This window comes from Streptomyces sp. NPDC050448 (assembly GCF_040655295.1).
In the GTDB taxonomy this organism is placed as follows: Bacteria; Actinomycetota; Actinomycetes; order Streptomycetales; family Streptomycetaceae; genus Streptomyces.
Genome location: NZ_JBFAJR010000027.1, coordinates 79,599 through 106,221, shown reverse-complemented (window position 1 = coordinate 106,221; position 26,623 = coordinate 79,599). Strand labels below are relative to the sequence as shown.

At 72.9% G+C, this 26,623-nt stretch carries 24 protein-coding genes and 2 tRNA genes; 6 read left to right on the top strand and 20 right to left on the bottom strand.

Translation table 11 applies throughout. The features are described 5' to 3' along the window. Nucleotides 1-183: 183 nt before the first annotated feature. Nucleotides 184-423 (bottom strand): hypothetical protein, encoded by a 240-nt coding sequence (locus tag AB0I68_RS27545; RefSeq protein WP_363180064.1) that lies wholly within the window; start codon nucleotides 421-423, stop codon nucleotides 184-186. A gap of 188 nt (nucleotides 424-611) precedes the next feature. Here AB0I68_RS27545 and AB0I68_RS27540 point away from each other — a divergent pair, with 188 nt between their 5' ends. Together AB0I68_RS27540 and AB0I68_RS27535 are read left to right on the top strand one after the other, a co-directional pair. Continuing rightward, nucleotides 612-1,049 (top strand): MarR family transcriptional regulator, encoded by a 438-nt coding sequence (locus AB0I68_RS27540; protein WP_363180063.1) that lies wholly within the window; start codon nucleotides 612-614, stop codon nucleotides 1,047-1,049. Nucleotides 1,050-1,062: 13 nt separating this feature from the next. Continuing rightward, nucleotides 1,063-2,706 (top strand): MDR family MFS transporter, encoded by a 1,644-nt coding sequence (locus AB0I68_RS27535; protein ID WP_363180062.1) that lies wholly within the window; start codon nucleotides 1,063-1,065, stop codon nucleotides 2,704-2,706. A 142-nt stretch (nucleotides 2,707-2,848) separates the two neighbouring features. Here the strand turns inward: AB0I68_RS27535 and AB0I68_RS27530 are convergent, their stop codons facing one another. The 9 genes from AB0I68_RS27530 to AB0I68_RS27490 all read right to left on the bottom strand — a co-directional run bounded on the left by AB0I68_RS27530 (nucleotide 2,849) and on the right by AB0I68_RS27490 (nucleotide 12,180). Continuing rightward, entirely contained in the window at nucleotides 2,849-3,484 is a 636-nt protein-coding gene (locus AB0I68_RS27530) for a TetR/AcrR family transcriptional regulator C-terminal domain-containing protein (protein ID WP_363180061.1), read from the bottom strand. Nucleotides 3,485-3,574: 90 nt separating this feature from the next. Then, nucleotides 3,575-5,743, bottom strand: coding sequence for a glycosyltransferase family 39 protein (locus AB0I68_RS27525; protein ID WP_363180060.1), 2,169 nt, complete (start codon nucleotides 5,741-5,743; stop codon nucleotides 3,575-3,577). Beyond that, a complete protein-coding gene (locus AB0I68_RS27520; RefSeq protein WP_363180059.1) occupies nucleotides 5,740-7,008 on the bottom strand; it encodes a bifunctional glycosyltransferase family 2/GtrA family protein in 1,269 nt (422 codons plus the stop codon). The genes AB0I68_RS27525 and AB0I68_RS27520 overlap by 4 nt, the downstream gene beginning before the upstream one ends. A 25-nt stretch (nucleotides 7,009-7,033) precedes the next feature. Next, nucleotides 7,034-8,578, bottom strand: a complete 1,545-nt coding sequence (locus AB0I68_RS27515; RefSeq protein WP_363180071.1) for a HAMP domain-containing sensor histidine kinase — start codon at nucleotides 8,576-8,578, stop codon at nucleotides 7,034-7,036. A gap of 116 nt (nucleotides 8,579-8,694) precedes the next feature. Further along, nucleotides 8,695-9,462, bottom strand: a complete 768-nt coding sequence (locus AB0I68_RS27510) for a response regulator transcription factor (protein ID WP_363180058.1) — start codon at nucleotides 9,460-9,462, stop codon at nucleotides 8,695-8,697. 78 nt (nucleotides 9,463-9,540) lie between these two features. Further along, nucleotides 9,541-10,419, bottom strand: coding sequence for an amidohydrolase family protein (locus tag AB0I68_RS27505; protein WP_363180057.1), 879 nt, complete (start codon nucleotides 10,417-10,419; stop codon nucleotides 9,541-9,543). Beyond that, on the bottom strand, nucleotides 10,403-10,741 hold the full coding sequence (locus tag AB0I68_RS27500; RefSeq protein ID WP_363180056.1) for an antibiotic biosynthesis monooxygenase: 339 nt from the start codon (nucleotides 10,739-10,741) through the stop codon (nucleotides 10,403-10,405). The genes AB0I68_RS27505 and AB0I68_RS27500 overlap by 17 nt, the downstream gene beginning before the upstream one ends. A gap of 117 nt (nucleotides 10,742-10,858) precedes the next feature. Continuing rightward, the gene (locus tag AB0I68_RS27495) at nucleotides 10,859-11,749 is read right to left on the bottom strand and encodes a DUF2797 domain-containing protein (RefSeq protein WP_363180055.1); all 891 of its coding nucleotides are present in this window, start codon (nucleotides 11,747-11,749) and stop codon (nucleotides 10,859-10,861) included. Next, complete coding sequence (locus AB0I68_RS27490; RefSeq protein ID WP_363180054.1) at nucleotides 11,746-12,180, bottom strand: Lrp/AsnC family transcriptional regulator; 435 nt, start codon at nucleotides 12,178-12,180, stop codon at nucleotides 11,746-11,748. The genes AB0I68_RS27495 and AB0I68_RS27490 overlap by 4 nt, the downstream gene beginning before the upstream one ends. A gap of 108 nt (nucleotides 12,181-12,288) precedes the next feature. Between AB0I68_RS27490 and AB0I68_RS27485 the strand changes: the two genes are divergently transcribed. Then, complete coding sequence (locus AB0I68_RS27485; protein ID WP_363180053.1) at nucleotides 12,289-13,200, top strand: SMP-30/gluconolactonase/LRE family protein; 912 nt, start codon at nucleotides 12,289-12,291, stop codon at nucleotides 13,198-13,200. Nucleotides 13,201-13,292: 92 nt separating this feature from the next. Here the strand turns inward: AB0I68_RS27485 and AB0I68_RS27480 are convergent, their stop codons facing one another. The 3 genes from AB0I68_RS27480 to AB0I68_RS27470 all read right to left on the bottom strand — a co-directional run bounded on the left by AB0I68_RS27480 (nucleotide 13,293) and on the right by AB0I68_RS27470 (nucleotide 14,293). After that, nucleotides 13,293-13,658 (bottom strand): PH domain-containing protein, encoded by a 366-nt coding sequence (locus AB0I68_RS27480; protein WP_363180052.1) that lies wholly within the window; start codon nucleotides 13,656-13,658, stop codon nucleotides 13,293-13,295. Nucleotides 13,659-13,877: 219 nt separating this feature from the next. Next, nucleotides 13,878-13,950 (bottom strand) — tRNA-Arg (locus tag AB0I68_RS27475). Between the two features lie 252 nt (nucleotides 13,951-14,202). After that, a tRNA-Ser gene (locus AB0I68_RS27470) sits at nucleotides 14,203-14,293 on the bottom strand. Nucleotides 14,294-14,504: 211 nt separating this feature from the next. Between AB0I68_RS27470 and AB0I68_RS27465 the strand changes: the two genes are divergently transcribed. The 3 genes from AB0I68_RS27465 to AB0I68_RS27455 all read left to right on the top strand — a co-directional run bounded on the left by AB0I68_RS27465 (nucleotide 14,505) and on the right by AB0I68_RS27455 (nucleotide 19,154). After that, a complete protein-coding gene (locus AB0I68_RS27465) occupies nucleotides 14,505-14,942 on the top strand; it encodes an SSI family serine proteinase inhibitor (RefSeq protein ID WP_363180051.1) in 438 nt (145 codons plus the stop codon). A 119-nt stretch (nucleotides 14,943-15,061) separates the two neighbouring features. Then, the gene (locus AB0I68_RS27460; protein ID WP_363180050.1) at nucleotides 15,062-18,556 is read left to right on the top strand and encodes a PAS domain-containing protein; all 3,495 of its coding nucleotides are present in this window, start codon (nucleotides 15,062-15,064) and stop codon (nucleotides 18,554-18,556) included. A gap of 13 nt (nucleotides 18,557-18,569) precedes the next feature. Next, nucleotides 18,570-19,154, top strand: a complete 585-nt coding sequence (locus AB0I68_RS27455) for an antibiotic biosynthesis monooxygenase (RefSeq protein ID WP_363180049.1) — start codon at nucleotides 18,570-18,572, stop codon at nucleotides 19,152-19,154. A gap of 62 nt (nucleotides 19,155-19,216) precedes the next feature. Here AB0I68_RS27455 and AB0I68_RS27450 read toward each other — a convergent pair whose 3' ends face one another. The 7 genes from AB0I68_RS27450 to AB0I68_RS27420 form a co-directional block, all read right to left on the bottom strand. After that, entirely contained in the window at nucleotides 19,217-20,866 is a 1,650-nt protein-coding gene (locus AB0I68_RS27450) for a long-chain fatty acid--CoA ligase (RefSeq protein WP_363180048.1), read from the bottom strand. A 215-nt stretch (nucleotides 20,867-21,081) separates the two neighbouring features. Further along, nucleotides 21,082-21,615 carry a SigE family RNA polymerase sigma factor gene (locus AB0I68_RS27445; protein WP_363180047.1) on the bottom strand — a complete coding sequence of 178 codons (534 nt, stop codon included), beginning with the start codon at nucleotides 21,613-21,615 and terminating at the stop codon, nucleotides 21,082-21,084. Between the two features lie 192 nt (nucleotides 21,616-21,807). Beyond that, nucleotides 21,808-22,974, bottom strand: coding sequence for a lipid-transfer protein (locus AB0I68_RS27440; protein ID WP_363180046.1), 1,167 nt, complete (start codon nucleotides 22,972-22,974; stop codon nucleotides 21,808-21,810). Next, entirely contained in the window at nucleotides 22,971-23,354 is a 384-nt protein-coding gene (locus tag AB0I68_RS27435) for an acyl dehydratase (RefSeq protein ID WP_363180045.1), read from the bottom strand. Before AB0I68_RS27435 ends, AB0I68_RS27440 begins: the two co-directional genes overlap by 4 nt. Then, nucleotides 23,351-24,400 carry an acyl-CoA dehydrogenase family protein gene (locus AB0I68_RS27430; protein ID WP_363180044.1) on the bottom strand — a complete coding sequence of 350 codons (1,050 nt, stop codon included), beginning with the start codon at nucleotides 24,398-24,400 and terminating at the stop codon, nucleotides 23,351-23,353. Before AB0I68_RS27430 ends, AB0I68_RS27435 begins: the two co-directional genes overlap by 4 nt. Beyond that, nucleotides 24,400-25,362, bottom strand: coding sequence for an OB-fold domain-containing protein (locus AB0I68_RS27425; protein ID WP_363180043.1), 963 nt, complete (start codon nucleotides 25,360-25,362; stop codon nucleotides 24,400-24,402). The genes AB0I68_RS27430 and AB0I68_RS27425 overlap by 1 nt, the downstream gene beginning before the upstream one ends. After that, entirely contained in the window at nucleotides 25,359-26,510 is a 1,152-nt protein-coding gene (locus tag AB0I68_RS27420; RefSeq protein WP_363180042.1) for an acyl-CoA dehydrogenase family protein, read from the bottom strand. The genes AB0I68_RS27425 and AB0I68_RS27420 overlap by 4 nt, the downstream gene beginning before the upstream one ends. Between the last annotated feature and the right edge of the window lie 113 nt (nucleotides 26,511-26,623).

The following is a 26,623-nucleotide window of genomic DNA, read 5'->3' as shown; positions in this document are numbered from 1 at the left end:
GCGCGGGGCCCGGGGCGCAGCCCCAGGTCCGGGGTCCGGGGCGGAGCCCCAGGCCTTCCAGCCCCGCCGGCGTTTGAGGCGCGGGGCCCGGGGCGGAGCCCCTGACCGGGGTCCGGGGCGGAGCCCCGGGAAACGGAGAAAGGGCGGGGCGGGGAGAGAAGCCCGCGCAGCGACCCGGCAGGGCTACCGCAGGGCCAGCCAGGCCACCGCCCCGATCATCAGCAGCAGCCCGAATCCGAGCCCCAGCCACGCCCCGGTCTTCGACCCCGACCCCGAGTCCTGGGCCTGCCGCCGCCGAGACCCCGGCGCCGCAGGCCCCGGCCCGGCCGGCGCGGCCTCCTCGACGAACGCCCGGAACATCTGAGTGCTGCCCGCGGGGTCGTAGTTGCCCTCGGGGCCCTGTGAGTTGTGGTTCGCAGCCATGCCTCAGGACCCTAGCGGGTTTTCCGATTCCTTTACCGCCCCACCCCCCAATTCATTTGCCTGTAGCAACCAATCGATCCTATGGTTGCCCTAAGCAACAACATGAGGAGAGGGGGACCCCGATGACCACCCAGACACCGCACGCACCGCACGCACCGCACGCACCGCAAGTGCCACCCACACCGCACATGCCACCCGCACCGCAGCCGCCTCACCCCACCCGCTACGAGGAACTGGCCCGCCAGCTCACCGGCATCGGCGCGGTCAAGCGCGACCTCGCCCGCATGCTCCCCCCGGACTGCCCGCCCGGCTCCGCCGCCGTCCTCACCCTGCTCGACCGCCACGGCGAAATGCGGCTCAGCCGCCTCGCCGACCTCATGGCCATCGACATCTCGGTGACCAGCCGCCACGTCGCCCACGTCGCCGACCGCGGGTGGATCACCCGCGACATCGACCCCGGCGACGGCCGCTGCCGCATCCTGCGGCTCACCCCCGCCGGCCACGCGCTCCTCGCCGAGCTCGGCGCCCGCTACACCGGCGCGCTGGAAAAGGCCCTGGCCGACTGGTCCGCCCACGACATCGACGTACTCAACACCCTGCTGACCCGGCTCCGATCGAGCTTCTAGACAAAGGAACGACATGGCGACGACCGCACCCACCGGTGTGCAGGGAGGCAGCCGGCCGGAGACCACGTCCGACCACGCGTCCGCATCCGCACCCGCGCCCATGACCCACCCGCAGATCATGAAGGCGCTGTCCGGGCTGATGCTCGGCATGTTCGTGGCGATCCTGTCGTCCACGATCGTCTCAAACGCCCTGCCCCAGATCATCAGCGACCTCGGCGGCACCCAGTCCTCCTACACCTGGGTCGTCACCGCCGCCCTGCTGTCGATGACGGCGGCTACCCCGCTCTGGGGCAAGCTGTCCGACCTCTTCAGCAAGAAGCTGCTGGTCCAGATATCCCTGGTGATCTACGTCCTCGGCTCCGTGGTCGCGGGCTTGTCCCAGAACACCGGCATGCTCATCGCCTGCCGCGTGGTCCAGGGCATCGGCGTCGGCGGCCTGTCGGCCCTCGCCCAGATCGTGATGGCCGCGATGATCTCCCCGCGTGAGCGCGGCCGGTACAGCGGCTACCTCGGCGCGGTCTTCGCCGTCGCGACCGTCGGCGGCCCGCTGCTCGGCGGCGTCATCACCGATACCTCCTGGCTCGGCTGGCGCTGGTGCTTCTACGTCGGCGTGCCGTTCGCGGTCATCGCGCTGATCGTCCTCCAGCGGACCCTGCACCTCCCGGTCGTCCGGCGCGACGTCAAGGTCGACTGGCTCGGTGCGTTCCTGATCAGCGGCGCCGTCTCGCTGCTGCTGATCTGGGTCACGCAGGCCGGCGACTCGTACGGCTGGATCTCCTGGACGACCCTGGCGATGACCGGCGGCGCCGTCGTGCTCGGCCTGCTCTTCCTCCTCGTCGAGTCCAGGGCGAGCGACCCGATCATCCCGCTGCGCCTGTTCCGCAACAAGACCATCACCCTCGCCTCGGCCGCCTCGCTGTTCGTCGGCATCGCGATGTTCTCGGGCACCGTGTTTTTCAGCCAGTTCTTCCAGCTGGCCCGGAACGAGTCCCCCACGATGTCCGGAATCCTCACGATTCCGATGATCGGCGGTCTCTTCGTCTCGTCCACGGTTTCCGGTCAGGTGATCACCAAGACCGGTAAGTGGAAGGCCTGGCTCGTCTCCGGCGGCGTCCTCCTGACCGCCGGCCTCGGACTGCTGGGCACCCTGCGGTACGACACCCCGTACTGGCACATCGCGATCTACATGGCGCTGACCGGACTCGGTCTCGGCATGATGATGCAGAACCTCGTCCTCGCCACCCAGAACCAGGTGGCCCCCGAGGACCTGGGCGCGGCCAGCTCGGTCGTCACCTTCTTCCGCTCGCTCGGCGGCGCCATGGGCGTCTCGGCGCTCGGGGCGGTCATGGCCAACCGGGTCACCCACTACGTCAAGGACGGGCTGGCCGCACTCGGCCCCAAGGCGGCGGCGATGGGCCACGGCGGCACCGCCGGCGGCGGGATCCCCGACCTCGACAAGCTGCCCGCGCCGTTCCGCACGGTCATCGAGTCCGCGTACGGGCACGGCGTCGGCGACGTCTTCCTCTACGCCGCGCCCACCGCGCTGCTCGCGCTCGTCCTGGTGCTGTTCATCAAAGAGGTCGCGCTGAAGTCCAAGCCGGCGGCCCACGCCCCGACGGCGTCCGCGGCGACGGCCGGGGCCTCCTCGGCGCAATAGCCACACCGAGCGGCACCGAGCGGCACCGAGCGGCACCGAGCGACGCGAAGCGACTCCGAGCGGCACCGAGCGGTACCCATCGGCCCCCGTCGGGCCGCCTCCTGCCCTGCTCATCGGGGTGGGAGCACCCGGCGGGGGTTCGCTACGCGCCCGGCCGGACGGCGGCCTTCGCCTCGATGCCCGCGATCAGCACGTCGAGCGCGAGGACGAAGTCCCCGTCGGGCGCCCGCCGGGCGGCGCCCCCGCAGCCGTGCAGGAACTGCGAGACGGCCAGGTGCGCGCCGGTCCGGCAGGCGCCCGCCAGGCCGGTGGCGTCGAGCAGCCGTTGCAGGGCCGAGTCGAAGGCCCGGGCGTGCGGGCCGATGTTCGGGTACGCGGCGGTCAGCGGGGCCACCCAGGGGTGCTCCGCCAGCAGCCTCCGGTAGCCGCAGGCCAACGACCGCAGCCGGCCGGGCCAGCTCTCCTGGACGGGCTCGGCCGGTACGGTCCGGGGCAGCCGGAGCTCGCCCAGGGCGCGGTCCAGGGCGAGTTCGAGCAGATCGTGCTTGGTGTCGACGTACCAGTACAGGGACATCGCGGTGACCCCGAGCCCGGCCGCGAGCCGCCGCATCGAGAACCGGGCCAGCCCCTCGGCGTCGAGCAGCCGTACGGTGGCGCCGGTGATCCGCTCCCGGTCGAGGCCGGAGGGCGCCTCGCTGCGGCGTCTGGCGGGTGCGGTGTGCCCGGCGGCCAGCCACACGCTGGTCCGGCTCTTGCCGGAATCGGCTGCGGTCACCATGGAGGCACCCTGCTCACGACAGCTGGATCAGCCCGGAATGCCCGGTCCGCCCCCTCGATGCTAGAGGGTGCCTCTCGCGTTTCGGCAGGTTCAGGACGGGGCGGACGTGCCGTTCAAGGGGGCGGTCAGGTCGTAGAAGGTGGCTCCGCCGACCGTGGTGGGCTTGAAGTTGGCCTTGACCCAGGACGAGATGGCACTGCTGGTGCCGCCGCCCGGACCGCCGCCGCGCATGGCCGGCCCCTCGGCACCGACGCTGTCGTTCTCGCCGATGAAGTAGTGGACCTTCCCCGCGCGTACGTACTCCTGGAACGTGGCGAGCGTCGGGGAGGGGTCGCTGCCGTTGAACCCGCCGATCGGCATCACCGGCTCGCCGGAGGCCAGTTGGTAGCTCGCGGCGTTCTGCGCGCCGATGGCGGCTGCCGCCCAGGTGTACGCGGCCGCGTCCTTGCGCAGGGCCGCCGTGGCCTCCTTGCCGGCCTTGGTGCCGTTCAGCAGGCCGCCGGGGCCGCCGCCGGCGTTCTGCCGACCGCGCCCGTCGCGCCCGCCGGGGACCGCTTGGCCGCCCTGGCCTCCGGGGAACTGCCGGGGGCCGCCCTGGGGGCCGCCCTGAGGACCGCCGCCCGGGATCCCGCCCTGCTGTCCATGCCGGCCTTGCTGCCCCTGCGGGGCCGCGCCGGGCGGGAGTTCACCGGGGCCGAAGAACCGCATGCCGCCCCGGCCGCCCGAGACCGCGGGCCCGGCCGTCACGATCGACCCGCCGCGCGTGGAGTCCACCGTGGTCAGGCAGTACGCGAGGGGACCGGCCAGCGCCGCGCCCAGCCCCAGCGCCGCCGCGCCCAGCGCGAACCGGCGGCCGAGCCGGGCGCCGAGGAGCAGCCCGGCCGCCGCGGCCAGGCCGGCCGCGAGGACCGTCCAGCGCAGCCACGGCAGGTATCCGGTCGAACGGCCGAGCAGGACGTACGACCACCACGCGGTCAGGGCGAGGGTGCCGGACAGGGTGAGCGCGGCGGCCTTGCCGCCCCGCTCCTCCCACAGCATGGCCACGCCCATGCCGACCAGCGCGGCCACGAACGGCGCCAGCGCCACGGTGTAGTACTCGTGGAAGATGCCCTGCATGTAGCTGAAGACGAGCGCCGTGATCAGCAGGGCGCCGCCCCAGACCAGGAAGGCCGCCCGGGCCATGCTCTCCAGGGAGTCGGCGGCCCGCCGGGCCCGCCAGGTGATCACCAGACCGGTGACGAGCATGACGAGGGCCGCCGGGAGCAGCCAGGAGATCTGTCCTCCGATGTTGGCCGAGAAGAGCCGGCCGATGCCCGTCTCCCCCCAGCCCATGCCGCCGCCGGGGCGGGAGCCGCCGCCGACGCTGCCGGTCTCGTTGCCGTTGATCCGGCCGAGGCCGTTGTAGCCGAGGGTCAGCTCCAGGAAGGAGTTGGTCTGCGAACCGCCGATGTACGGGCGGGAGGATGCGGGCCAGAGCTCCACGATCGCCACCCACCAGCCGCCGGCCACCACCATGGCGGCCCCGGCGAGCAGCAGCTGGCCCAGCCGGCGGCGCAGCCGGGTCGGCGCGCAGACGGCGTACACGAGGGCGAGCGGCGGCAGGATGACGAAGGCCTGGAGGGTCTTGGTCAGGAAGGCGAAGCCGACCGCGACGCCCGCCCAGACCAGCCACTTGGTGTGGGCGCCGTCGAGGGCGCGCAGGACGCAGTAGACGGTGACGGTCAGCAGCAGGGTCAGCAGCGCGTCCGGGTTGTTGAAGCGGAACATCAGCGCGGCGACCGGGGTGAGCGCGAAGGCGGTGCCGCTGAGCAGAGCGGCCGCGGGCCCGAAGTGGCGGCGTACGGCGGCGTAGAGCACGGCCGTGGTGCCGACGCCCATCAGGGCCTGCGGGACGAGGATCTGCCAGCCGCCGAGCCCGAACAGCCGGACGGACAGCGCCATCGGCCACAGCGCGGCCGGCGGCTTGTCGACGGTGATGGAGTTCCCGGCGTCCGAGGAGCCGAAGAAGAAGGCCTTCCAGCTCTCGCTGCCCGCCTGGACGGCCGCGGAGTAGAAGGAGTTGGCGTAGCCGGAGGCGCCCAGGTTCCACAGCAGCAGGACGGCGGTGGCCAGCAGGAGCGCCGCGTACGCGGGGCGCTCCCAGCGGGGGCGCCCCGTGATCGCGGTACCTGCCCTGGCGCTCGGCTCGGTCGAGGAGGGCGGGGCGGTCGGGGCCCGTTCGGGGAACGGGGAGTCCATGGGTGGTACGGCCGTGGTCATCGGGTGTCGTCCTTCGCGGGAGTGGCGCGCCGCTCGGGGAAGACCCAGGCGCGGAAGAGCAGGAACCTCAGCACGGTTGCGGCGAGGTTGGCCGTGATCAGCACCGCCAGTTCGGTGCTGGGGGAGGGATCGGGCGTGGCGGCCGCGAGGGCGGCGAGCGACCCACTGGTCAGGGCCAGTCCGACGCCGAACACGACGAGGCCCTGGGCCTGGTGGCGGACGGCCCGGTCACGGCCGCGGACGCCGAAGGTGAGCCGGCGGTTCGCGGCGGTGTTGGCGACGGCGGAGACCAGGAGGGCGCCGGCGTTGGCGAGCTGCGGTCCGGCGCCGAGCCGGAAGAGGGAGTACAGGGCGAGGTAGGCGAGCGTGGACAGCACCCCGATGACGCAGAAGCCGAGGAGCTGGCGGGCCAGCCCGCGTGGTACCCCGGGCAGGGCGCTGCGGTCGCGCGGGTCGTCGCCGAAGGGGCGGGCGAGCCGGTCGAGCGGAAGCGCGCCGACGGCCAGGGCCCGGCCCACCCGCCACATGCCCTTGAGGTCCTCGGTGGCGGTGCTCACGATGCGCACGGTGGAATCCGGGTCGTCCACCCAGTCCACCGGCACCTCGTGGATCCGCAGCCCGGCCCGCTCGGCGAGCACCAGCATCTCGGTGTCGAAGAACCAGCCGGAGTCCTCGACCAGCGGCAGCAGCCGCTCCGCGACCTCCCGCCGGATGGCCTTGAACCCGCACTGGGCGTCGCTGAAGCGGGCGGCGAGGGAGGAGCGCAGGAGCAGGTTGTAGGCGCGGGAGACGAACTCCCGCTTGGCGCCGCGCACCACGCGCGAGGAGCGGGCGAGGCGGGTGCCGATGGCGAGGTCGGAGTGCCCGGAGATGAGCGGGGCGACCAGCGGCAGCAGCGCGTTGAGGTCGGTCGACAGGTCCACGTCCATGTACGCGAGGACCGGTGCCTCGGACTGGGACCAGACGGTGCGCAGAGCGCGGCCGCGGCCCTTCTCCTCCAGCCGGGTGCTGCGTACGCCGTCGACGGCGGCGGCGAGGCCGGCCGCGACCTCGGGGGTGCGGTCGGTGCTCGCGTTGTCGGCGATCGTGATGCGGAAGGGGTACGGGAACGTGCGGGTGAGGTGGTCGTGGAGCCGGCGCACACACGGGCCGAGGTCCTTCTCCTCGTTGAAGACCGGGATCACCACGTCGAGTACGGGCTCGCCGGGCACGGGCGCGAGGTGCACCCGGGCCGGAAGGGCGCCGGAGGAGGTGTCGGTTGGCATGCCCCGACTCTCTCCGGGCGGGCTGTCACCGCTGTGTGGTGAGCCTGTGCCCCGTCTGTGAGTCCGTCTGTGAGTCCGTCCGTGTGCCTGTCTTCGCGCCCGTATTCATGCCCGTCGTCGTCGGGTCCGGGGCAAGCGGGAGCAGGACCTCGAAGCGGGTGCGCCCCGGCTCGCTCCGTACGTCCACTTGTCCACCGTGCGCCGTCACGACGGCCTGGACGATGGCGAGCCCCAGGCCGGTGGAGCCCGCGGCCCGGGAGCGCGAGGCGTCGCCCCGCGCGAACCGTTCGAAGACGTGGGGGAGCAGGGCGGGCGGGATACCGGGCCCGTCGTCCTCGATCCGCAGCCGGACGGCCCATGTTTCACGTGAAACATGGGCGGTGACGGTGGTGCCGGGCGGGGTGTGCGTACGGGCGTTGGCGAGCAGGTTGACCAGGACCTGCTGGATCCGGGCCGGGTCGGCGCGGATCGGCGCGGGTTCGTCGGGGAGCTCGAGGCGCCAGTGGTGCTGGGGGCCGGCGGCCCGGGCGTCGCTGACGGCGTCGACGACGAGCGGCGCGAGATCGGTGTCGGTGTCGGCCGAGGAGAGCGGGCGGCCGGCGTCGAGCCGGGCGAGCAGCAGCAGGTCCTCGACGAGGCCGGTCATCCGAGTGGCCTCGGACTCGATGCGGCCCAGGGCGTGCCGGGTGTCGGGGCCGGGCTCCTCCCGCCCCCGGCGGGTGAGTTCGGCGTACCCGCGGATGGAGGCCAGGGGCGTCCGCAGTTCGTGGCTGGCGTCCGCGACGAACTGTCGGACCCGGGTCTCGCTCTGCTGGCGGGCCGTGAGCGCGGAGGAGACGTGCCCCAGCATCCGGTTGAGGGCGGCCCCGACCTGGCCCACCTCGGTACGGGGGTCGGCCTCGGCGTCCGGCACCCGTTCGTGGAGGGCGGGTTCGCCGCTGTGCAGGGGGAGTTCGGAGACGCGGGTGGCGGTGGCGGCCACCCGGCGCAGCGGGCGCAGGGCGACCCCGACCAGGGCCTGCCCGGCCAGGGAGGCCGCGATCAGTCCGGCGAGGGTGACGAAGACCTCCACGGCGATCAGCGTGCTCACGGTGGAGTCGACCTCGGCGAGCGGGAAGCCGAGGACCAGGCTCCCGTCGGGGGCGGTGAGCACGCGGTACGCGCCGAGGCCCGGCAGGTCCAGATTCCCGGGGCCGGGCCGGCCGTGTCCGGCGGCCCTGCGGGCGGCTCGGGCCAGGACATCGGTCTGGGCCGCGGTCAGGCGCCGGATGTTGTCGTACCCGGGTCCGCCGATGGCGGCGCTGCGTGCCGTGCTGGCGACCGTGCCGTCGGCAAGGAGACGGATCCCGGCGGCGCCGAGCGGAGAACCGGGGGTCAGGACGAACTCGTCCTTGTTCCTGAGCGCCTTCTCCACGACGGGCTTCCGGGTGCCCATCTCGACGGAGACCCGCAGCTGATCGTCGAGCTTGTCGACCAGGTACGAGCGCAGCGCGAGGGTGGTGACGGCCCCGATGGCCGCGCCCACCACGGCGATCAGCGCCACCGCCGAGACGACGAGCCGGGCCCGCAGGGACCAGCAGCGGACCGGGCGGGGCCACCGCCGCGTACGCCCGGCCCGGCCGACTGCGCGGGGGCGGACGGGGCCGGAGCGGAGGGTGCGAAACGGCCGCGGCAGGCGGAGTGCCACTACTCCGCCGGCTTGATCAGGTAGCCGGCGCCGCGCCGCGTGTGGATCATCGGCGGGTAGCCCGGGCCGCTCTCCAGCTTCCGCCGCAGGTAGGAGATGTACAGCTCGACCACGTTGGCCTGACCGCCGAAGTCGTACGACCACACCCGGTCCAGGATCTGCGCCTTGCTGAGCACCCGCCGAGGGTTGCGCATCAGGTAGCGCAGCAGCTCGAACTCCGTGGCGGTCAGGTGGATCTCCCGACCGCCTCGGGACACCTCGTGGCTGTCCTCGTCGAGCTGCAGATCACCGACGGCCAGGACGGAGCCCCCGCGCGCGGCCTGCGCCGCACCCGAGCGGCGGACCAGGCCGCGCAGCCGGGCCACGACCTCCTCCAGGCTGAAGGGCTTGGTGACGTAGTCGTCGCCGCCTGCCGTCAGGCCCGCGATCCGGTCCTCGACGGAGTCCTTGGCGGTCAGGAACAGCACCGGGAGCTGCGGGATCTCCCGGCGCAGCTGTCCGAGGACGGCGAGTCCGTCCATGTCGGGCAGCATGACGTCGAGGACCACGACGTCCGGGCGGAACTCCCGCGCGGCCCGCACCGCGCCGGCCCCGTCGCCCGCGCTGCGCACCTCGCAGCCCTCGTAGCGCAGGGCCATGGAGAGCAGCTCGGAGAGCGAGGCCTCGTCGTCGACGACCAGCACCCGGCAGGGGCCGCCGTCGGGCCGGACGAGGGCCGTGGGGTTGCTGGTGGACGTGGACGCGTGGGAGGTGGTCGTCGCAGTCATGCGACCACGCTGACCGCGGCCTCTGAGAGCGTTCTTGTCCCTACCTGTGAATTTCCTGAGAAACGCCGGGCGGGCCGCTCAGGCCAGGCGGAACAGCCTGGCCCCGTTGTCGTGGCAGACCGCGCGCAGCCAGTCGTCGCCGAGGCCGAGCCGTTCCAGGGCCTCGAGCTGGTGCTCGTACGGGTAGGGAATGTTCGGGAAATCGGTGCCGAGCAGGATCCGGTCGCCGAGGTCCGCGAGCCGCCCGAGCTCTCCGTGCGGGAACCCGCCCAACCGCTCGGAGAAGTCGGTGAAGGCCATGGTGGTGTCGAGGCGCACCGGGGCGTACCGGTCGGCGAGGTCCAGGAAGTCGGCGTACTCGGGCATGCCCATGTGCGCGATGATCAGCGGCAGCCGGGGGTGCCGGGCCAGCAGCCGGGCGATCGGCTCGGGGCCGGTGTGCTTGGCCGGGACGGGCCCCGACCCGCAGTGGATCACGGTCGGGACGGCCGCCTCGGCGAGCAGCCCCCAGACCGGGTCGAGCCGGTCGTCGTTCGGGTCGTACCCGCCGACCTGGAGGTGCGCCTTGAAGACCCGGGCCCCTGCCTCGACGGCCTGCCGGACGTACGCCTCGGCTCCCTCCTCCGGGAAGAAGGTCGCGGTGTGCAGGCAGTCGGGGGTCCGGGCGGCGAAGTCGGCGGACCAGGAGTTGAGCCACGCGGCCATCGCCGGCTTGTGCGGGTAGAGCATGGAGGTGAACGCCCTGACCCCGAACTCCCGCAGGAGCGCGACCCGCTGCTCCTCCTCGTGCCGGTAGGTGATGGGCCACTCGACGCCGGTCAGCGGTCCGACCGCGTCGAAGTAGTCCCACACCTTGGCCAGGACCCGCTCGGGCATGAAGTGCGTGTGGACGTCCACCAGTCCGGGCAGCCCGAGCCGCTCCCGGAACGCGCGGACCGCGTCAGCCGTTGCGGGCAAAGCCGTGGCTCCGCTCGACGGTCGCGACGTGCAGGGTGTAGCTCTCGTACCAGTCGCTGCGGCCCTGCTTCATGGCCGCCTGGTGCTCCAGGTCCTGTCGCCACAGGGCGAGGGACTCGTGGTCGCGGAAGTAGGCGACGGTGATGCCGAGGCCGCCGGGGGTGCGGGCCGACTCGTAGCCGAGGAAGCCCGGGTTCGCGGTCACGATCTCTTGCATCCGGTCGAGGGTTTCCGGGTAGCCGGTGTCGTCAGGGGTGCGGGTGTTGCTGAAAACCGCCATCACGTACGGCGGTTCGAAGGCAGGTACGGGCTGGATGCTCATGCCCACCACCCTCCGCGGCGGGCCCCTGGCATGTCCACCGGAAAGCGGCCCGAGAGCCCAAAGGGATCCAAGTTTTGACCTTGGACGCCACAGCGCGGCCCGGGACCGCCGCGGTGGTCAGAACAGTCCGTCCTGCCCGTCGGGGGCGGCGAGCGGCGGCAACTCGGTGACCGGCACCCCGGTCGTACCGTCCCCGGCGGGGGCGACGAGCTCCCAGCCGGCGAGCAGCCGGGTGTCCACCACGAGCCCGTCCGCGAGGTGCAGATCGGGACCGGCAGCGCCGACGAGCCGGCCCACGACGGCCCCGCCGGGGACCATCGCGGTGATCACCCGCGCGGGGGCGGGCAACCCGTCCAGCCCCTCCAGCCCGAACGGCCCGGCGTGATCGACGGTTTCGCATGCCAGCCGCTCCAGCGACTCCGGCCATCCCGGCAGGGCCGCGGCCCGGGCGTGCAGCTCGGCGACCTCCCTGGCCCGGTCGGCCGCCGCCGGCAAGTGCCCTCGTACGGCGCGCTTGCGGGCGTACGAGATCCGGTCCGGCACCCCCAGGGCGGCCCGCAGCAGCTCCTCGGTGCGGCGGGTGGCCATCAGCGGGCCCCGCCCCAGCCAGGTCCAGGTCACCGCCCCCTGCTCCAGCAGCCGGGCCGGGCCCCGCTCCTCGGCGGTGATGCCGACCTTGACCATGCCGGGCCCGAACCACGCCAGGTAGACGCGATAGGTGCGCGGATCGGCGGCGTTGGTGTCGGCGGCCACCGAGAACGACCGGTCCAGGCGGGCGCATTCGGGGCACTGGGCGTTCCCGGCCCGGCCGGGCACGGTGGCGGCCGTCGGGCACGGGGTCCGCTTCCCGGCCCGCCGCACACCGAGGCAGTGCCGCTCCCCCCGGGCCGCGAAGGCCATCCGCTGCCCGTACGCGAGCAGGCTGCTGCGCTCTCCGCGCCCCTCGGCGCACCACCCGATGGCGGGGCGGCCGTCGTTCCACCGGATGCCGGTGCACCGCCAGGTCACAGCGGGAGGGGCCGCTCGAAGAAGGTCTCCAGCACGACGGTGGCGTGCGTACCGCTGACGCCGTCGATGGCGTAGAGGCGGCGCAGGACGTCCTGTAGCTGCCCGGTCGTGGCCGTGCGCACCTTCACCAGGACCGAGGCGCTCCCGGCGATGATGTGCGCTTCCTGGATCTCGGCGATCGCCTCGAAGGCCGCCTTCGAATCACCCATCCAGGCGTTGGAGTCGACCATCACGTAGGCGAGCACCCCGCTCCCGACGGCTCCGGGGTCCACCTCGACCGTCGTGCGCCGGATGACCCCGCGCTCGCGCAGCTTGCGTACGCGCTCGTGGGTGGCTCCCGCCGACAGCCCGACGGCGGCGCCGAGGGCGGCGTACGACTGGCTCGCGTCCTGCTGCAAGCGCAGGACGAGCGCCCGGTCGATGTCGTCCACGCGATCTTCCTCCCACATCCCCTGGAATCCCTTGCGCTGACGGTACAGGATCCTGCAATGTCACCACGAGACCGAACTACATTCGACAATGACTCAGCAGGGGGAATAATGTCATCCATGGCCGACCTTGATCTGTACGAGATCCTGGACGAACGATTCCGCACCGGCCGCTGCGCCAACGGCGACATGCGGCTCGAACGGCTCTACGACGACTGCCGCTGGGCGGAGGGCCCGCTGTACCTGCCGGCCTGGCGGCAGCTCGTGTGGAGCGACATCCCCAACGACCGGATGCTGCGCTGGGACGAGGCCACCGGCGCGGTCTCCGTCTTCCGCTCCCCGGCCGGCCACTCCAACGGCAACACCCTGGACCGCGAAGGCCGTCTGATCACCTGCGAGCAGGGCAACCGGCGCGTCACCCGCACCGAACCGGACGGCACCCTCACGGTCATCGCCGACCGCTTCGACGGCAAGCGCCTCAACAGCCCGAACGACGCGGTGGTGCGCTCGGACGGCTCGATCTGGTTCTCCGACCCGGACTTCGGCATCACCAGCGACTACGAGGGCCGGCGCGCACCGGGCGAGATCGGTGCGTGCAACCTCTACCGCGCCGACCCGGCGACCGGTGAGGTGCGCCTCGCCGCGGACGGGTTCCTCGGCCCGAACGGCCTGGTCTTCTCGCCGGACGAGAGCGAGCTGTACGCGGCGGACACCCGGGCGGGCCACATCCGCGCGTTCACGGTCGGCGCGGACGGCACGCTGACGGACGACCGCGTCTTCGCCGAGTGCCGCCCGGTGGACAACATCCGCTTCGACGACGAGGGCCGGCTGTGGGCGGCGGCGATGGAGAACGGCGTCCACTGCTACGCGCCGGACGGCACCCTGATCGGCCGCATCCGCGTCCCCGAACCCGTCTCGAACATCGCCTTCGGCGGCCCGAAGAACAACCGCCTCTTCATCACCGCCACCACGTCGCTCTACTCCCTGGTCGTCTCGGTGACGGGCCTCCCCCGCGTCCTCTAGTACTGCGGCCGGACTAGTACTGCGGCCGGACGCCGCGGGCCGGTGAACCCTTCCGGTCACAGCGCTGGCGCCCGCCGCCCGGAGGGGCGGGACTACCGCGCGACGAACTGCGTCAGGATCGCCTGCACCTCGTAGATGTCCACACCCTTGGTGAACGTCTTCTCGATCGGTGCCGAGCTGCCGGAGAGCCAGATCTTGAGCTCGGCGTCGAGGTCGAAGTGGCCGGCGGTCTCCACGGAGAAGTGCGTGATGCTCCGGTACGGGATGGAGTGGTACTCCACCTTCTTTCCGGTGAGCCCCTGCTTGTCGACGAGCACGAGCCGCCGGTCGGTGAACAGGATCGTGTCCCGGATCAACAGGTACGCGGCGTGCACCTGCTCCCCCTGCCCGAGCAGCCGCGCGTAGTCCCGCTGCGCCGACATCGGATCGACCGTGTGCGCGTTCCCGAACAGCCCCATGGGAGTCCCCCTCTTCCTCTTCCGGTCCGAACCCTTCCGAACCGTCTCCGACGACCGTATCCAGGCCCCGGCCGCCGGTCGTCCTCCACCGGACCGATCCCCGACCCGGACGACCCCCGGGTCCCCCTCCCCACCAAGGAGGAGACCGCACTCCGCATCGGACACCGACACCGGACAACGCAAGAGGCCCCCCGGGGAACCGGGGGGCCTCTTCGGCTGTGCACTCGGCAGGATTCGAACCTGCAACCTTCTGATCCGTAGTCAGATGCTCTATCCGTTAAGCTACGAGTGCTTGGGCTTCTCGGGGTTTTGCGCCCCGTTGGCCTTGCGAGAACAACAATACATGGACCTCGGCGGGACGCGAAATCCGTTATCCAAACCAGCCCTGACCTGCGAAAACACCCCGGACGGAGATCATCCGGAAGGGTTCGCACGGATGTCGGGGCGGGGTTGGTGCGATGACTGCCGCGGCCGGAAGCCGCCGACGCAAGCCCCCGGAACGCACCGAAGCCCCGGTCCGTCAGGACCGGGGCTTCGGCAGGTGCGGAGGCGGAGGGATTTGAACCCTCGATGGGCTTTAAGACCCAAACCGCATTAGCAGTGCGGCGCCATAGACCGGACTAGGCGACGCCTCCAGCACACCCCCGCGTACGAGGGTGCGTGCAGATGATGACACAGCCACAGGGCCGCTCACCAATCCGCTCCCACGGTACAAGGACAGCCGCCACCAGAGCAAAGCCTTAAGCCCTTCGGCCCGGCGCGCCCGCACGCATGCACGCCTACGCAACGTCGGCGGGCCCACGTCGTTGGTCAGGCGTACGACGTACGGACGACCTGGAGTGCCCCATGCTGCGTCTCGCCGCCTTCGCCGTCACCTCCGCCCTGGCCGCCACGGCGGCCACGGCCACCGGGCCGCTGCCCCCGCTGCCGTCACTGGGGCACTTGCTGGCGGTGCCCGACCACCTCACCATCACCGTGTCCGCCACCGGCAACCCCCGGGCGGACGGCGAGTACGTGCTCGAGTGCGACCCCGTCGGCGGGAACCACCCCGAGGCCGAGCAGGCCTGCGCCCGCCTCGACCAGCTCGCGAAGCAGGGCAAGGACCCCTTCGCCCCCGAGACCAAGCGGCAGATCTGCACCATGCAGGACGGCGGTCCGGCCACCGCGCACGTCACCGGAACATGGCAAGGCCACAAGGTGGACGCCACGTACCGGCGGACCAACGGATGCGAGATCTCCCGGTGGAACGACCTGGAACCTGTGCTTCCGGGTGGGCGCTCCTGACCTGGGACGATGCGGCGAATGCGCGGTATCCGCGGAACATCCGCCACCTCATGCCGGGGCAGTGCCCTTAGACTCCTCCCGTGACATGCCGGTAGTTGTGGTCAGGGAGGAAGCTCGTCGTGAGCAGCAGGCCATCCCGAGGCGCTGCTCGCCTCGCAGCAATACTCGACGCTCTTCCGGACGCGCTGTTGCTCGTCAACGCCAACGGCACGGTCGTCAACGCGAATTCGATCGCCCTCGAGGTCATGGAGAGCCCCGGTACCGGGCTCGTCGGCCGCGGCGTGCTGGACCTCCTTCCCGAGTTCGACTCCAAGCTGATCCCCGGCTCCATGCGCCGGCCCGGCGAGGACGAGGGCGGCCGGGCCAGGCCCAAACGGATGGTCGCGCGCCGCACCGACGGCACCGAGTTCCCCGTCGAGGTCACCGCCGCCCACCTCGACGGCCGCGACGCCTACCGCGAGCCGCAGCCCTACACGGGTGACGAGCTGCTGATGCTCGTCGTACGCGACCTCTCCGAGACCGTGGACACCGAGGCCGAGCTGGCACGCTCGCAGCGGCAGACCGAGATGATCCTGCGGGCCGCCGCCGAGGGCGTCGTCGGCACGGACACCGACGGTCGGGTCGTCCTCGTCAACCCGGCCGCCGCCCAGATCCTCGGGTACCGCGCCACCGACCTCGGCAACCGCGAGCTGCACGGGCTGATCCAGCACTCGCGCGCCGACGGCTCGCCGTTCCCCTTCGAGGAGTCCCCGCTCGCCGACACGCTGCGCAGCGGCCGCAAGCACCGGGTGCGCGGCCAGGTGCTGTGGAACAAGGCCGGGCAGCCGGTCTCCGTCGACCTGACCACCTCGCCCGTACGGGACGGGGAGCTGCTCGTCGGCGCCGTCATGACGTTCACGGACCGGCGGCCCTACGACGCCCTCGCCGCGCGGCACGCACAGCTGCTGGCGGTCCTCGGCGAGTCCCTGCGCGGGCCGCTGGAGGAGCTGCGCGGGGAGCTGGCCACGCTGGCCGCCGACGACGCGGGGCAGCTGTGGCCCGAGGCCAACCAACTGCTGCACCACCTGGCCGCCGGGTACTCCCGGATGACCGCGCTGGTCGACAACGTACTCGGGTTCCAGCGCCTCGACTCGGGCACCGAGAAGCTCAAGAAGAAGAAGGTCCTGATCGACGGGGTCGTCGCGGCCGGCATCGACGGCGCGGTCGAGCTGATCGGCCCGGGCCGCGTGCAGTTCGCCGTGCACGCGCCGACCATCGAGGCCGAAGTGGACGCCGAGCGGATCGCCGACGCGCTCGCGCACCTGGTCGCGGACGTCGCCGGGGTGGACGCCACCGGCAAGACCCGCCAGGGCAGCGGGTACAGCGACTCGACGATCGTGGTCGCCGCCGCTCAGCGGGGCGAGGTCGTCCGGATCGAGGTGCGCGGGCCGTACGAGGGCGGGAACCCGGTGCACGAGCCGATCGTGCGGGGCATCGTGACCGCGCACGGGGGCGTGCTGCAGACGGTGGAGGTGCCGGGCGCGCCCGGCGGCGCGTACGTGCTGGAGCTGCCGCTGGGCGCGGGAGCCGGCACGGTGACGCTGCCGGATCCGGAGCCGGAGCCCGCGAAGGAGCCGTCGGCCGCCGAGGCCGCGGGGAAGGGCCCCGCGGGGCGGCGGGCCCGGCGCGGGGTGGACGCGTTCCTGGAGGACGCCGCCGACGAGGCGAAGGCGAACGGCGCCGCCGAGGGCGGGAGCGCGCTGGCGCTGCCGTCCGGGCGGCGGCGAGCGGGCGAGGCCGGTGCTCCGGACGCTCCCGCCACGGGCCCCGGGCTCGCGCAGTCCCCGGTGAACCCGGCGGGCCTGGGCACCGGACGCCGGCGCGGCCGCGACGGCGACGGAAGCGGAAACAGCGGCGGCGAGGGCGCCCAGGGCGGTCCCGGCCGGCCCGTGCGCCCGCAGGGCACCGCCATGCCCGCGCTGCCGCCGGTGCCGCAGGCGTCTCCCGCTCCCGGTGGGCCCCCGATGCCGCAGGGCTCGCCGGTGCCGCCGGGTCCGGGCTCGCCGGTGCCGCCCGTACCGCCGGGCTCGCCTTTGCCGCCCGTACCGCCGACGCCTGCCGTACCGCCGGTTCCGGTGACGGAGCATCCCGCAGGGCGCCGGCGGGCGCTGGGTCCCGCGGCCCCGCCGCAGCCCGGCGGTCCCGTACCCGCGACGGGGCTCGGGCCGGCTCCGGCCGCCCCGCAGGCCCCCGCGAGGCCCATTGCCCCGGAGGGCGGCTTCGCGCTGCCCGCCGGCCCGTCATCGGCTCCGGCACCGGCTCCCGCACCGGCTCAGGGCCCGGTCCCTGCTCCGGCCACAGCGCAGACCCCCGCCATGGCCGGTCCGGCCCCCGCTCCCGGCGAGGCCGAGGGCGACGCCCCTGCCGGGCGGCGCGGGCGCCGGGTGCTGGGCGCGCCCGGTGCCGAGCCCGCGGCCCCCGCCGCGCAGCCGGCCGCGGAGGAACCCGTACCCCCGACCGGCCGACGGCGTGCGCTGCCCGCCACTCCGGCCTGGCCGGTTCCGGCGGCCCGGACCACTCCCGAGGACGAGGAGGCAGCCAGCCAGGCTGCCGTACCCGGGGCCCGGCAGCCGCAGGACACCCCGGCGGAGGCCGCACAGCCGATCAGCGTGCGCGCCCTCGGCACCCTCGGCCAGGGCATCTCGGTCGACTCCGGAAGCACCAACGGCGCAGGCGGCACGGGCGGCTCCGGCCGTCGGCGCCGGCTCGCCGAGCCCGCGCCCCAGGGCCGGGCGTTCGCGATAGGAGCCCCCGAGGCGGGCGCCGACGAGGGCCCCGAGCCGCTGGACGGGCCCGGGGGCGCCGTCGAGGTGGTCAACCGGCCCGTGCCGCTGCCCGTGGACGACGAGCTGCCTCCGGAGCCCCTGGACAACCCGCGCCGCCTCCTGGTGTGGCCGGCGCCCGACGTGCAGACCCAGCAGGCGCTCAGCGACCGCGGCTACCGCCCGGTGATCGTGCACTCCCGCGAGGAGGTGGACGCGCAGATCGCCGCGTTCCCCGCCGCGCTGTTCGTGGACCCGCTGACCGGGCCGATCACCCGGACCGCCCTGCAGTCCCTGCGCCAGGCCGCGGTGGCCGCGGAGGTGCCCGTACTGGTCACGGCCGGGCTGGGGCACGCCACGCGTGAGGCGGCGTACGGGGCCGACCCGGCCGTCCTCCTCAAGGCGCTCGCGCCGCGCGACAGCGAGCAGCACCCTTCCCGGGTGCTGCTGATCGAGGAGCACGACGCGATCGCGATCGCGCTGACCGCCGCCCTGGAACGGCGCGGCCTCCAGGTCGCACGGGCGGGCGCGGACACCGACGCGGTGGAGCTGGCGACGCGGATGCGGCCCAACCTGGTGGTCATGGACCTGATGCAGGTCCGGCGCCGCCGGTCCGGGATCGTGGACTGGCTGCGCGCCAACGGGCAGCTCAACCGGACGCCGCTGGTCGTCTACACGACCGCGGGCATCGACCCGGCCGAACTGCCGCGGCTGGCCTCCGGGGAGAGCGTGCTCTTCCTCGCCGAGCGGTCCACCACGGCGGACGTCCAGGGCCGCATCGTGGATCTGCTCGCCAAGATCGGCACGAACTAGTCATCCTGGCCCGATGGCCCTCATCGACACGACCGAGCACACCGTCCCCGCCGACAACGGGGAGGTGAACCTGCTCATCGCCCGGCAGGTGGAGCCGGGCCACGAGGAGGCGTTCGAGGCCTGGGCCCACGGCATCCTGGAGACGGCTGCGACCTTCCCGGGGCACCTGGGGTACGGGCTGTTCCGTCCGGCGACGGACGGCGGACCCTGGTTCCTGGTCCACCGCTTCCAGGACCAGGCCGCGTTCCAGCGGTGGCAGGACTCCGCCGAGCGGGCCCAGTGGTTCTCCAACTGCCTGGGCCACCACCACACCGAGACAGCCCGGCGCGAACTGCACGGCATGGAGACCTGGTTCGCGAAGCCGGGTACGACCCGGCCCGCGCCGCCGCGGTGGAAGATGGCGATCAGCTCGGGGCTGGCCATCTTCCCGATCTCACTCGCCGGCAACGCGGTGCTCGGGCCGTACCTGGTGAACCTGCACTTCGTCCTGCGGACGGCCGCCTTCGCCGTCGTCTTCAGCACGCTGATGACCTACCTGGCGATGCCCGCCGTCAGCAGGCTGCTGCGGCCCTGGCTGACGAAGGCCGGCCGGGGCTAAGCAGGCGCCGCTCGCCGCTGGGTCGGGGCGGTCGGGTCGGTGGTGTCAGCGGGTCGGTGGTGTCAGTCGAGCTTGGTGACTTCCAGCTCGCCGTCCGCGTACCGCTTGCGGATCACCTTCTTGTCGAACTTGCCGACGCTGGTCTTCGGCACGGCCGCGACGATGGTCCAGCGCTCGGGCAGCTGCCACTTCGCGATGGACTGGCCGAGGAAGACGCGCAGCCCCGCGTAGTCCACGGTCGCGCCCTCCCTGAGGACGACGGTGGCCAGCGGGCGCTCGCCCCACTTGTCGTCCGGTACGGCGACGACGGCCGCCTCGGCGACTTCGGGGTGCGCCATCAGCGCGTTCTCGAGCTCCACGCTGGAGATCCACTCGCCGCCGGACTTGATGACGTCCTTGGCGCGGTCGGTCAGCGTGAGGTACCCGTCGGGGCTGATCACGCCGACGTCGCCGGTCTTGAGCCAGCCGTCCGCGCTGAACTTGTCCTCGGGGCACAGCGGTTCGCCGGAGGAACCGCCGTAGTAGGCGCCCGCGATCCAGGTGCCGCGCACCTCGAGCTCGCCCGCCGACTCGCCGTCCCAGGGCAGTATGTCGCCCCCGGGGCCCACCAGGCGCGGCTCGACGCCCGCCGGGAAGCGGCCCTGGGTGACCCGGTACGGCCACTCCTCCTCGGCGCTCAGGCCGGCCGGCGGGTGCGCCATGGTGCCCAGCGGGGAGGTCTCGGTCATGCCCCAGGCGTGGCAGAGGCGTACGCCGAGCTTGTCGTAGGCCTCCATCAGGGAGGGCGGACAGGCCGCACCGCCGATGGTGACCTGCTTCATGGAGGTGAGGTCGCGCGGGTGGGCGGTGACCTCGGCGAGCAGCCCCTGCCAGATGGTGGGGACGGCCGCGGCGTGCGAGGGCTTCTCCCGCTCGATCATCTCGGCGAGCGGGGCGGGCTGCAGGAACCGGTCCGGCATCAGCAGGTTGATGCCGGTCATGAAGGTGGCGTGGGGCAGGCCCCAGGCGTTCACGTGGAACTGCGGGACGACGACGAGGCTGGTGTCCTTGTCGGTCAGGCCCATCGACTCGGTCATGTTGACCTGCATGGAGTGCAGGTAGATCGAGCGGTGGGAGTAGATGACGCCCTTGGGGTCGCCGGTGGTGCCGGAGGTGTAGCACATGGCGGCGGCCTGGCGCTCGTCCAGCTCCGGCCAGTCGTAGCTGTCGGGGCGGCCCTCCAGGAGCTCCTCGTACTCGTGGACGCGTACGTTCAGCCCGTCGAGCGCGGAGCGGTCGCCGATGCCGGAGACCACCACGTGCTCGATGGTCGGCAGGTGCGGCAGCAGCGGCGCGAGCAGCGGCAGCAGGCTCCCGTTGACCAGGACGACCCGGTCGGCCGCGTGGTTGACGATGAAGACCAGCTGCTCGGGAGGCAGCCGCAGGTTGAGGGTGTGCAGGACGGCGCCCATGGAGGGGATCGCGAAGTACGCCTCGACGTGCTCCGCGTTGTTCCACATCAGGGTGGCCACCCGGTCGTCCTGCTGGACGCCCAGCCCGTCACGCAGGGCGTTGGCGAGGCGGGTGGCTCGGGTACCGATCTCGGCGAAGCTGCGGCGGTGCGGCTCGGCCTCCCCGGTCCAGGTCGTGACCTGGGATTTCCCGTGGATCGTCATCCCGTGCTGGAGGATGCGGGTGACGAGGAGCGGTACGTCCTGCATGGTGCTCAGCAAAGCGTCCTCCCGGTGGGCGCTGCGGCGCTGCGGCGGCTACGGATGCTGCCGATTCTGCGCACGTACCGGTCGGCATGTCACTACCCGGGGGTACAAAGGCGGCAAGTAATCGCTGTTCGGGTCCCTGGAGTGGCGTCGTGCACAGACCGGGGGCGGGCCCGCGGTGCATGGCGCACAGGGCGGGGGCACCGTGTTTCACGTGAAACATCGGCCGTTCAGCGGATCGGGGTGAGCTCCGGGTCGTCGCGGAGCTTGACCAGCGCGCGCGAGACGGCGCTCTTGACGGTGCCGATCGAGACCCCGAGCAGCTCGGCGGTCTGCGCCTCGCTCAGGTCCTCGTAGTAGCGCAGGACGACCATGGCGCGCTGCCGGTCGGGCAGCCGGGTCACCGCGCGCCACATCGCGTCGCGCAGCGCCTGCGCCTCGGCGGGGTCGGATGCCGGCGTGTCCTCGGCCTCCGGGAGCTCGTCGCAGGCGAACTCGTCGACCTTGCGTTTGCGCCACTGCGAGGTACGGGTGTTGACCAGGGCCCGCCGGACGTAACCGTCGAGGGCGCGGTGGTCCTCGATGCGGTCCCAGGCGACGTACGTCTTGGCGAGGGCCGTCTGCAGCAGGTCCTCGGCATCGCACGGGTTGGCGGTGAGCGAGCGTGCGGTGCGCATCAGGACCGTGCCGCGGGTCCGGACGTACGCCGAGAACGACGGGTACGGCGTCGGATTCGAGGCGAGCGTGCACACAGGCGTGGTCATGGCTCCACGCTAGAAGCGCGGTCCACGCCTGGGATCGGCCGCAAGTGCCGAAGCTGGATCCATCTCAGGTTGTAGGGGTGGGGTTCGCCCCACCTCCTGAAGGTGGAGGAGACGGGGCGAGCCGGGGCGGCCCGGGGGATGGACCGAGGACCCCGCCAAGGGCCCGCCCGGGGGCCGGCCCGGAGGCGGGCCTCAGTCGTCGGCGCCGAGGATCAGTCCGGACGTCGGCACCCCGGTACCGGCCGTGACCAGGGCACGGGCGGCTCCCGCCACCTGGTTGACGGAAGTGCCGCGCAGCTGGCGGACGGCCTCGGCGATGCCGTTCATGCCGTGCAGGTACGCCTCCCCGAGCTGGCCGCCGTGGGTGTTGAGCGGCAGCGCGTCCGCGGCCACGAAGTCGGCGGCCTCGCCGGGCTTGCAGAAGCCGAACTCCTCAAGCTGCATCAGGACGAAGGGGGTGAAGTGGTCGTAGAGGATGCCGACGCCGATGTCCGAGGGCCGCAGTCCGCTGGTCCGCCACAGCTGCCGGGCCACCACGTCCATCTCCGGCAGGCCGGTGAGGTCGTCGCGGTAGAAGGAGGTCATGCCCTCCTGGCGGCGGCCGGCGCCCTGCGCGGCCGCGGTGATCACGGCGGGCGCGTGGCGCAGGTCCCGGGCCCGCTCGGTGCTGGTGACGATCAGCGCCTGGCCGCCGTCCGTCTCCTGGCAGCAGTCCAGCAGCCGCAGCGGTTCGACGATCCAGCGCGAGGCGGCGTGGTCGGCGAGGGTGATGGGCTTGCCGTGGAAGTACGCGGCGGGGTTGTTCGCTGCGTGCCGGCGGTCGGTGACGGCGACATGGCCGAAGGCCTCGGGGGTCAAGTGGTAGGTGTGCAGGTAGCGCTGGGCGGTCATGGCCACCCAGGAGGCCGGGGTGAGCAGCCCCCAGGGCAGCGACCAGCCGAGCGCCGCGCCCTCCGCCGAGGGCTCGCGCTGCTGCACGCCGGAGCCGAAGCGCCGGCCGGAGCGCTCGTTGAAGGCGCGGTAGCAGACCACGACCTCCGCGACCCCGGTGGCGACGGCGAGGGCGGCCTGCTGGACGGTGGCGCAGGCCGCGCCGCCGCCGTAGTGGATGCGGGAGAAGAACGAGAGGTCCCCGATGCCCGCGGCCTGGGCCACGGTGATCTCGGGGTTGGTGTCCATGGTGAAGGTGACCATGCCGTCGACGTCGGCGGGGGTCAGCCCGGCGTCGTCGAGGGCGGCGTGCACGGCCTCGACGGCGAGCCGCAGTTCACTGCGGCCGGAGTCCTTGGAGAACTCGGTGGCGCCGATGCCGGCGATAGCGGCGCGCCCGCCGAGCGTGTCGCGGCGGCGGACGCTCATGCCGCCACCTGCGCGGTGACCGTGCCGGTGACGTGGTGGCCGATGCCGTTGGCGCCGACGACCCGGATCTCCACGGTGTCCCCGTCGACGGCGACCACCGTGCCGGTCAGGACCATGGTGTCGCCGGGGTGATTGGGTGCGCCGAGGCGGATGACCACCTTGCGCAGGACGGCGCCCGGCCCGAGGCGGTCCGTGATGTACCGGCCGACCAGGCCGTTGGTGGTCAGGATGTTCATGAAGATGTCCGGGGAGCCCTTCGCGCGCGCGAGCGAGGCGTCGTGGTGGACGTCCTGGTAGTCGCGGGAGGCGATCGCGCCCGCGACGATCAGCGTGCGGGTCACCGGGATCTCCAGCGGCGCCAGTGTGTCGCCGACGTTCATGCGTCGTCCCCCTCGGGTGCGGCGTGGTCGGACAGGAGCGCGCCCAGTTCGGCCAGCAGCTCGCTGCCGCAGCCCAGGTACGCGTCCAACTGGCGCCCCCAGAGGAAGTGCCGGTGGACGGGATGGTCCAGGTCGGCGCCCATTCCGCCGTGCAGGTGCTGGCCCGCGTGCACGACCCGCTTGCCCGCCTCCGAGGCCCACCAGGCCGCGGTCAGGGCGTGCTCGCGTGCCGGAAGCCCCTCGTCGATCCGCCAGGCCGCCTCGTAGGCGGTGACCCGGATCGCCTCCGTGTCCATGTGCGCGTCGGCCGCCCGCAGCATGACGCCCTGGTTCGTGGAGAGCGGCCGGCCGAACTGCTCGCGCGTGGAGGTGTACTCGACCGCACGGGCCAGGGAGCCGGCGCACACCCCCGCCTGCAGCCCGGCGAAGGCGGTGCGGGCCGTGGCCAGGACCTCGTCGTAGGCCCGGCCGTCCCCGAGCCGCTCCGCCTCGGCCCCGGCCAGGGTCAGCCGCCCCGCCGACCAGGGGGCGGTGGTCTCCACCCCCGGCGTCCCGACGCCGGGCGCGTCCGTCCGTACGAGCCACAGGGCCCGGTCGGCGTCCGGGACCAGCACATGCGTGGCATCGCGCAGCCAGGGCACGACGGGGGCGGTCCCGGTCAGCCGGCCGGCCGGCGAAGCGGTGATGCGGCCACCTCCCGGGAAGGCGCCGGTGGCCACCGCCTCGCCCGAGCCCAGGGCGGGCAGCAGCCGCGCGCGCTGCTCGGCGCTGCCGTGCGCGGCGACGGTCAGGATCCCGTACACGCAGGTGGCGGCGTACGGGACCTGTGCGGTGGTGCGGCCCTGCTCCTCCAGCAGCAGCACCAGGCCGAGCAGGCCGACGTCCTCCACGACGGCGGTCAGCCCGGCGCCGGTGAGGGCCTTCCACAGCTCGGCGTCGCTGCCGGTGCCTGCGGCGGCGAGGCGTTCGTGGGTGGCGAGGTCGCGGAAGATCCGGGCGGCGAGTCCGGCCGCCGCGGCCTGCTCCTCGGTGGGGTGGAAGTCCATCAGCCCTCGCTCCCTCGGAAGACCGGCAGCTCGAGGTCCTCGTCGACCCGCAGGAACTCCAGTTGCACGGGCAGACCGATGCGCACCTTGTCGTACGGGACGCCGGTGATGTTGCTGACCATCCGGACGCCCTCGGCGAGTTCGACGAGGGCGACCGCGTACGGACCCGCCGCGGCAGCGGCATCTTCATGCGCGGTGAATGCCGGGAAGGGCGGGTGGTGCATGACGACGTAACTGAACACCGTGCCGGCGCCGGAGGCCTCGACGGTGTCCCAGTCCAGGCTCGCGCAGGCGTTGCAGCCGGGCAGCCACGGGAAGCGGAGGGTCGCGCAGGCGGTACAGCGCTGGATCAGCAGCTTGTGGTCCGCGACCCCGTCCCAGAAACCCTGGTTGTCGCGGTTGACGACCGGGCGGGGGCGCCGGGCGGCGGGCTTGCTCGCGCGTGCGGCGGCGGGCGCGTACTTGAGGATCCGGAAGCGGTGGGTCCCGGCGAGTTCGCCGTCCGCGCGGACGTCCATGCGGGTGGTCACGAAGTGGCCGGTGCCCAGCTTGGTCGTCTTGCGCGGGGACACGGACTCGATGACGGCGTCGAAGGTGACCGTGTCGCCGGGGCGCAGCGGACGCAGGTACTCCTGCTCGCAGTCGGTGGCCACCACGGAGGTGCAGCCCGCGCCGTCGAGCAGCCCGAGCAGCTCGTCGTAGGCGGAGGAGCGGTCACCGTGGCCGGAGAGCCCGCCCATCGTCCAGGCCTGGAGCATCGTGGGCGGGGCGATGGCGTCCGGTCCGGTGTAGGCGGGGTCGGCATCGCCCATCGCCTCGCACCAGTGGCGGATCATGGGCTGGTTGACCGGGTCCTTGCCCTGGCCCGCGGTGGCTGCGGGCTGCCCCTCGAAGGCCTTGAGCAACGCGTGGAACCGGGCCGCCTCCTCGGCGCCCGGCGCCTGGTCCGCCGTGGTGGTCACCGCTTCCTCCCCTTCATGCCGAGCCGCATCATGGCGACGATCTCCCGCTGGACCTCGCTGACTCCGCCGCCGAAGGTGTTGATCTGGGCGGCCCGGTTCATCCGTTCCAGCTCGCCGCCGGCGAAGGCCGCGGGCCCCCGTACGAGGGCCTCCTCGCCCACCACCTCCTGGCACATCCGGTACACCTCGACGGTGGACTCGGTGCCGAGGAACTTGACGCCGCTCGCGTCGCCGGGGGCCAGGGTGCCGCCGCCCACGTCCTGGACGAGGCGCCAGTTGAGGAGGCGTACGGCGGCCAGCCGGGCGTGTGCCTCGGCGAGCCGGGACTGCACCCAGGGGCGGTCGGCGGGGCGGTCGCCGGTGACCGGATCGGGGGTGCGGGCGTGGCGGAGCGCGCACGTGTAGAAGTCCTCGGCCTGCATGCCGATGGCGGCGAGGGCCACGCGCTCGTGGTTGAGCTGGTTGGTGATCAGGCCCCAGCCGCCGTGCTCGGGGCCGACGAGGTTGCCGGCGGGCACGCGGAGGGAGTCGTAGTACGTCGACGTGGTCGTGAGGCCGCCGACCGTGTCGATCGGGGTCCACGCGAAGCCGGGGGCGTCGGTGGGCACCAGGATGATCGAGATGCCCTTGTGCTTGGGGGCGTCGGGATCGGTGCGGCAGGCGAGCCAGATCCAGTCCGCGTTCTGGGCGTTGGAGGTGAAGATCTTCTGCCCGTCGACGACCCAGTCGGCTCCGTCGCGTACGGCGCGGGTGCGCAGGGAGGCGAGGTCCGTGCCGGCCTCGGGCTCCGAGTAGCCGATGGCGAAGACGGTCTCGCCGCGCAGGATCCGGGGCAGGAAGTAGTCCTTCTGCTCCGGGGTCCCGTACTTCATCAGGGTCGGGCCGACGGTGTTCAGGGTGACCATGGAGACGGGTGCGCCGGCCCGGTAGGCCTCGTCGAAGAACACGAACTGCTCGTCGGGACCGCGGCCTTGGCCTCCGTACTCGGCGGGCCAGCCGAGGCCGAGCAGCCCGTCCGCGCCGATGCGGCGCAGCAGTGCACGCTGGGCGGCGGGGTCCTCGGGGGGCCCGTCCGGCAGCAGATCGTGGAAGTACTCCCGCAGTTCGGCGCGGAGCCGCAACTGGCCTTCGGTCGGGGCGAGGTGCACGGCGCTGGCCTCCCGGCATCACATCATCGAGTGAAGCTGACTGTCCGTCAGATTCCCTGTCGATGTCAAGGTCGGGAGAGTCCCGGGAGGGCTGCATCCGGATCCCGGGAGGG

Coding starts and splice junctions, on each gene's coding strand:
- AB0I68_RS27545 (WP_363180064.1), bottom strand. CDS start 423: ATGGCTGCGAACCACAACTCACAGGGCCCCGAGGGCAACTACGACCCC.
- AB0I68_RS27540 (WP_363180063.1), top strand. CDS start 612: ATGCCACCCGCACCGCAGCCGCCTCACCCCACCCGCTACGAGGAACTG.
- AB0I68_RS27535 (WP_363180062.1), top strand. CDS start 1,063: ATGGCGACGACCGCACCCACCGGTGTGCAGGGAGGCAGCCGGCCGGAG.
- AB0I68_RS27530 (WP_363180061.1), bottom strand. CDS start 3,484: ATGGTGACCGCAGCCGATTCCGGCAAGAGCCGGACCAGCGTGTGGCTG.
- AB0I68_RS27525 (WP_363180060.1), bottom strand. CDS start 5,743: ATGACCACGGCCGTACCACCCATGGACTCCCCGTTCCCCGAACGGGCC.
- AB0I68_RS27520 (WP_363180059.1), bottom strand. CDS start 7,008: ATGCCAACCGACACCTCCTCCGGCGCCCTTCCGGCCCGGGTGCACCTC.
- AB0I68_RS27510 (WP_363180058.1), bottom strand. CDS start 9,462: ATGACTGCGACGACCACCTCCCACGCGTCCACGTCCACCAGCAACCCC.
- AB0I68_RS27500 (WP_363180056.1), bottom strand. CDS start 10,741: ATGAGCATCCAGCCCGTACCTGCCTTCGAACCGCCGTACGTGATGGCG.
- AB0I68_RS27485 (WP_363180053.1), top strand. CDS start 12,289: ATGTCATCCATGGCCGACCTTGATCTGTACGAGATCCTGGACGAACGA.
- AB0I68_RS27480 (WP_363180052.1), bottom strand. CDS start 13,658: ATGGGGCTGTTCGGGAACGCGCACACGGTCGATCCGATGTCGGCGCAG.
- AB0I68_RS27465 (WP_363180051.1), top strand. CDS start 14,505: ATGCTGCGTCTCGCCGCCTTCGCCGTCACCTCCGCCCTGGCCGCCACG.
- AB0I68_RS27455 (WP_363180049.1), top strand. CDS start 18,570: ATGGCCCTCATCGACACGACCGAGCACACCGTCCCCGCCGACAACGGG.
- AB0I68_RS27445 (WP_363180047.1), bottom strand. CDS start 21,615: ATGACCACGCCTGTGTGCACGCTCGCCTCGAATCCGACGCCGTACCCG.
- AB0I68_RS27440 (WP_363180046.1), bottom strand. CDS start 22,974: ATGAGCGTCCGCCGCCGCGACACGCTCGGCGGGCGCGCCGCTATCGCC.
- AB0I68_RS27435 (WP_363180045.1), bottom strand. CDS start 23,354: ATGAACGTCGGCGACACACTGGCGCCGCTGGAGATCCCGGTGACCCGC.
- AB0I68_RS27430 (WP_363180044.1), bottom strand. CDS start 24,400: ATGGACTTCCACCCCACCGAGGAGCAGGCCGCGGCGGCCGGACTCGCC.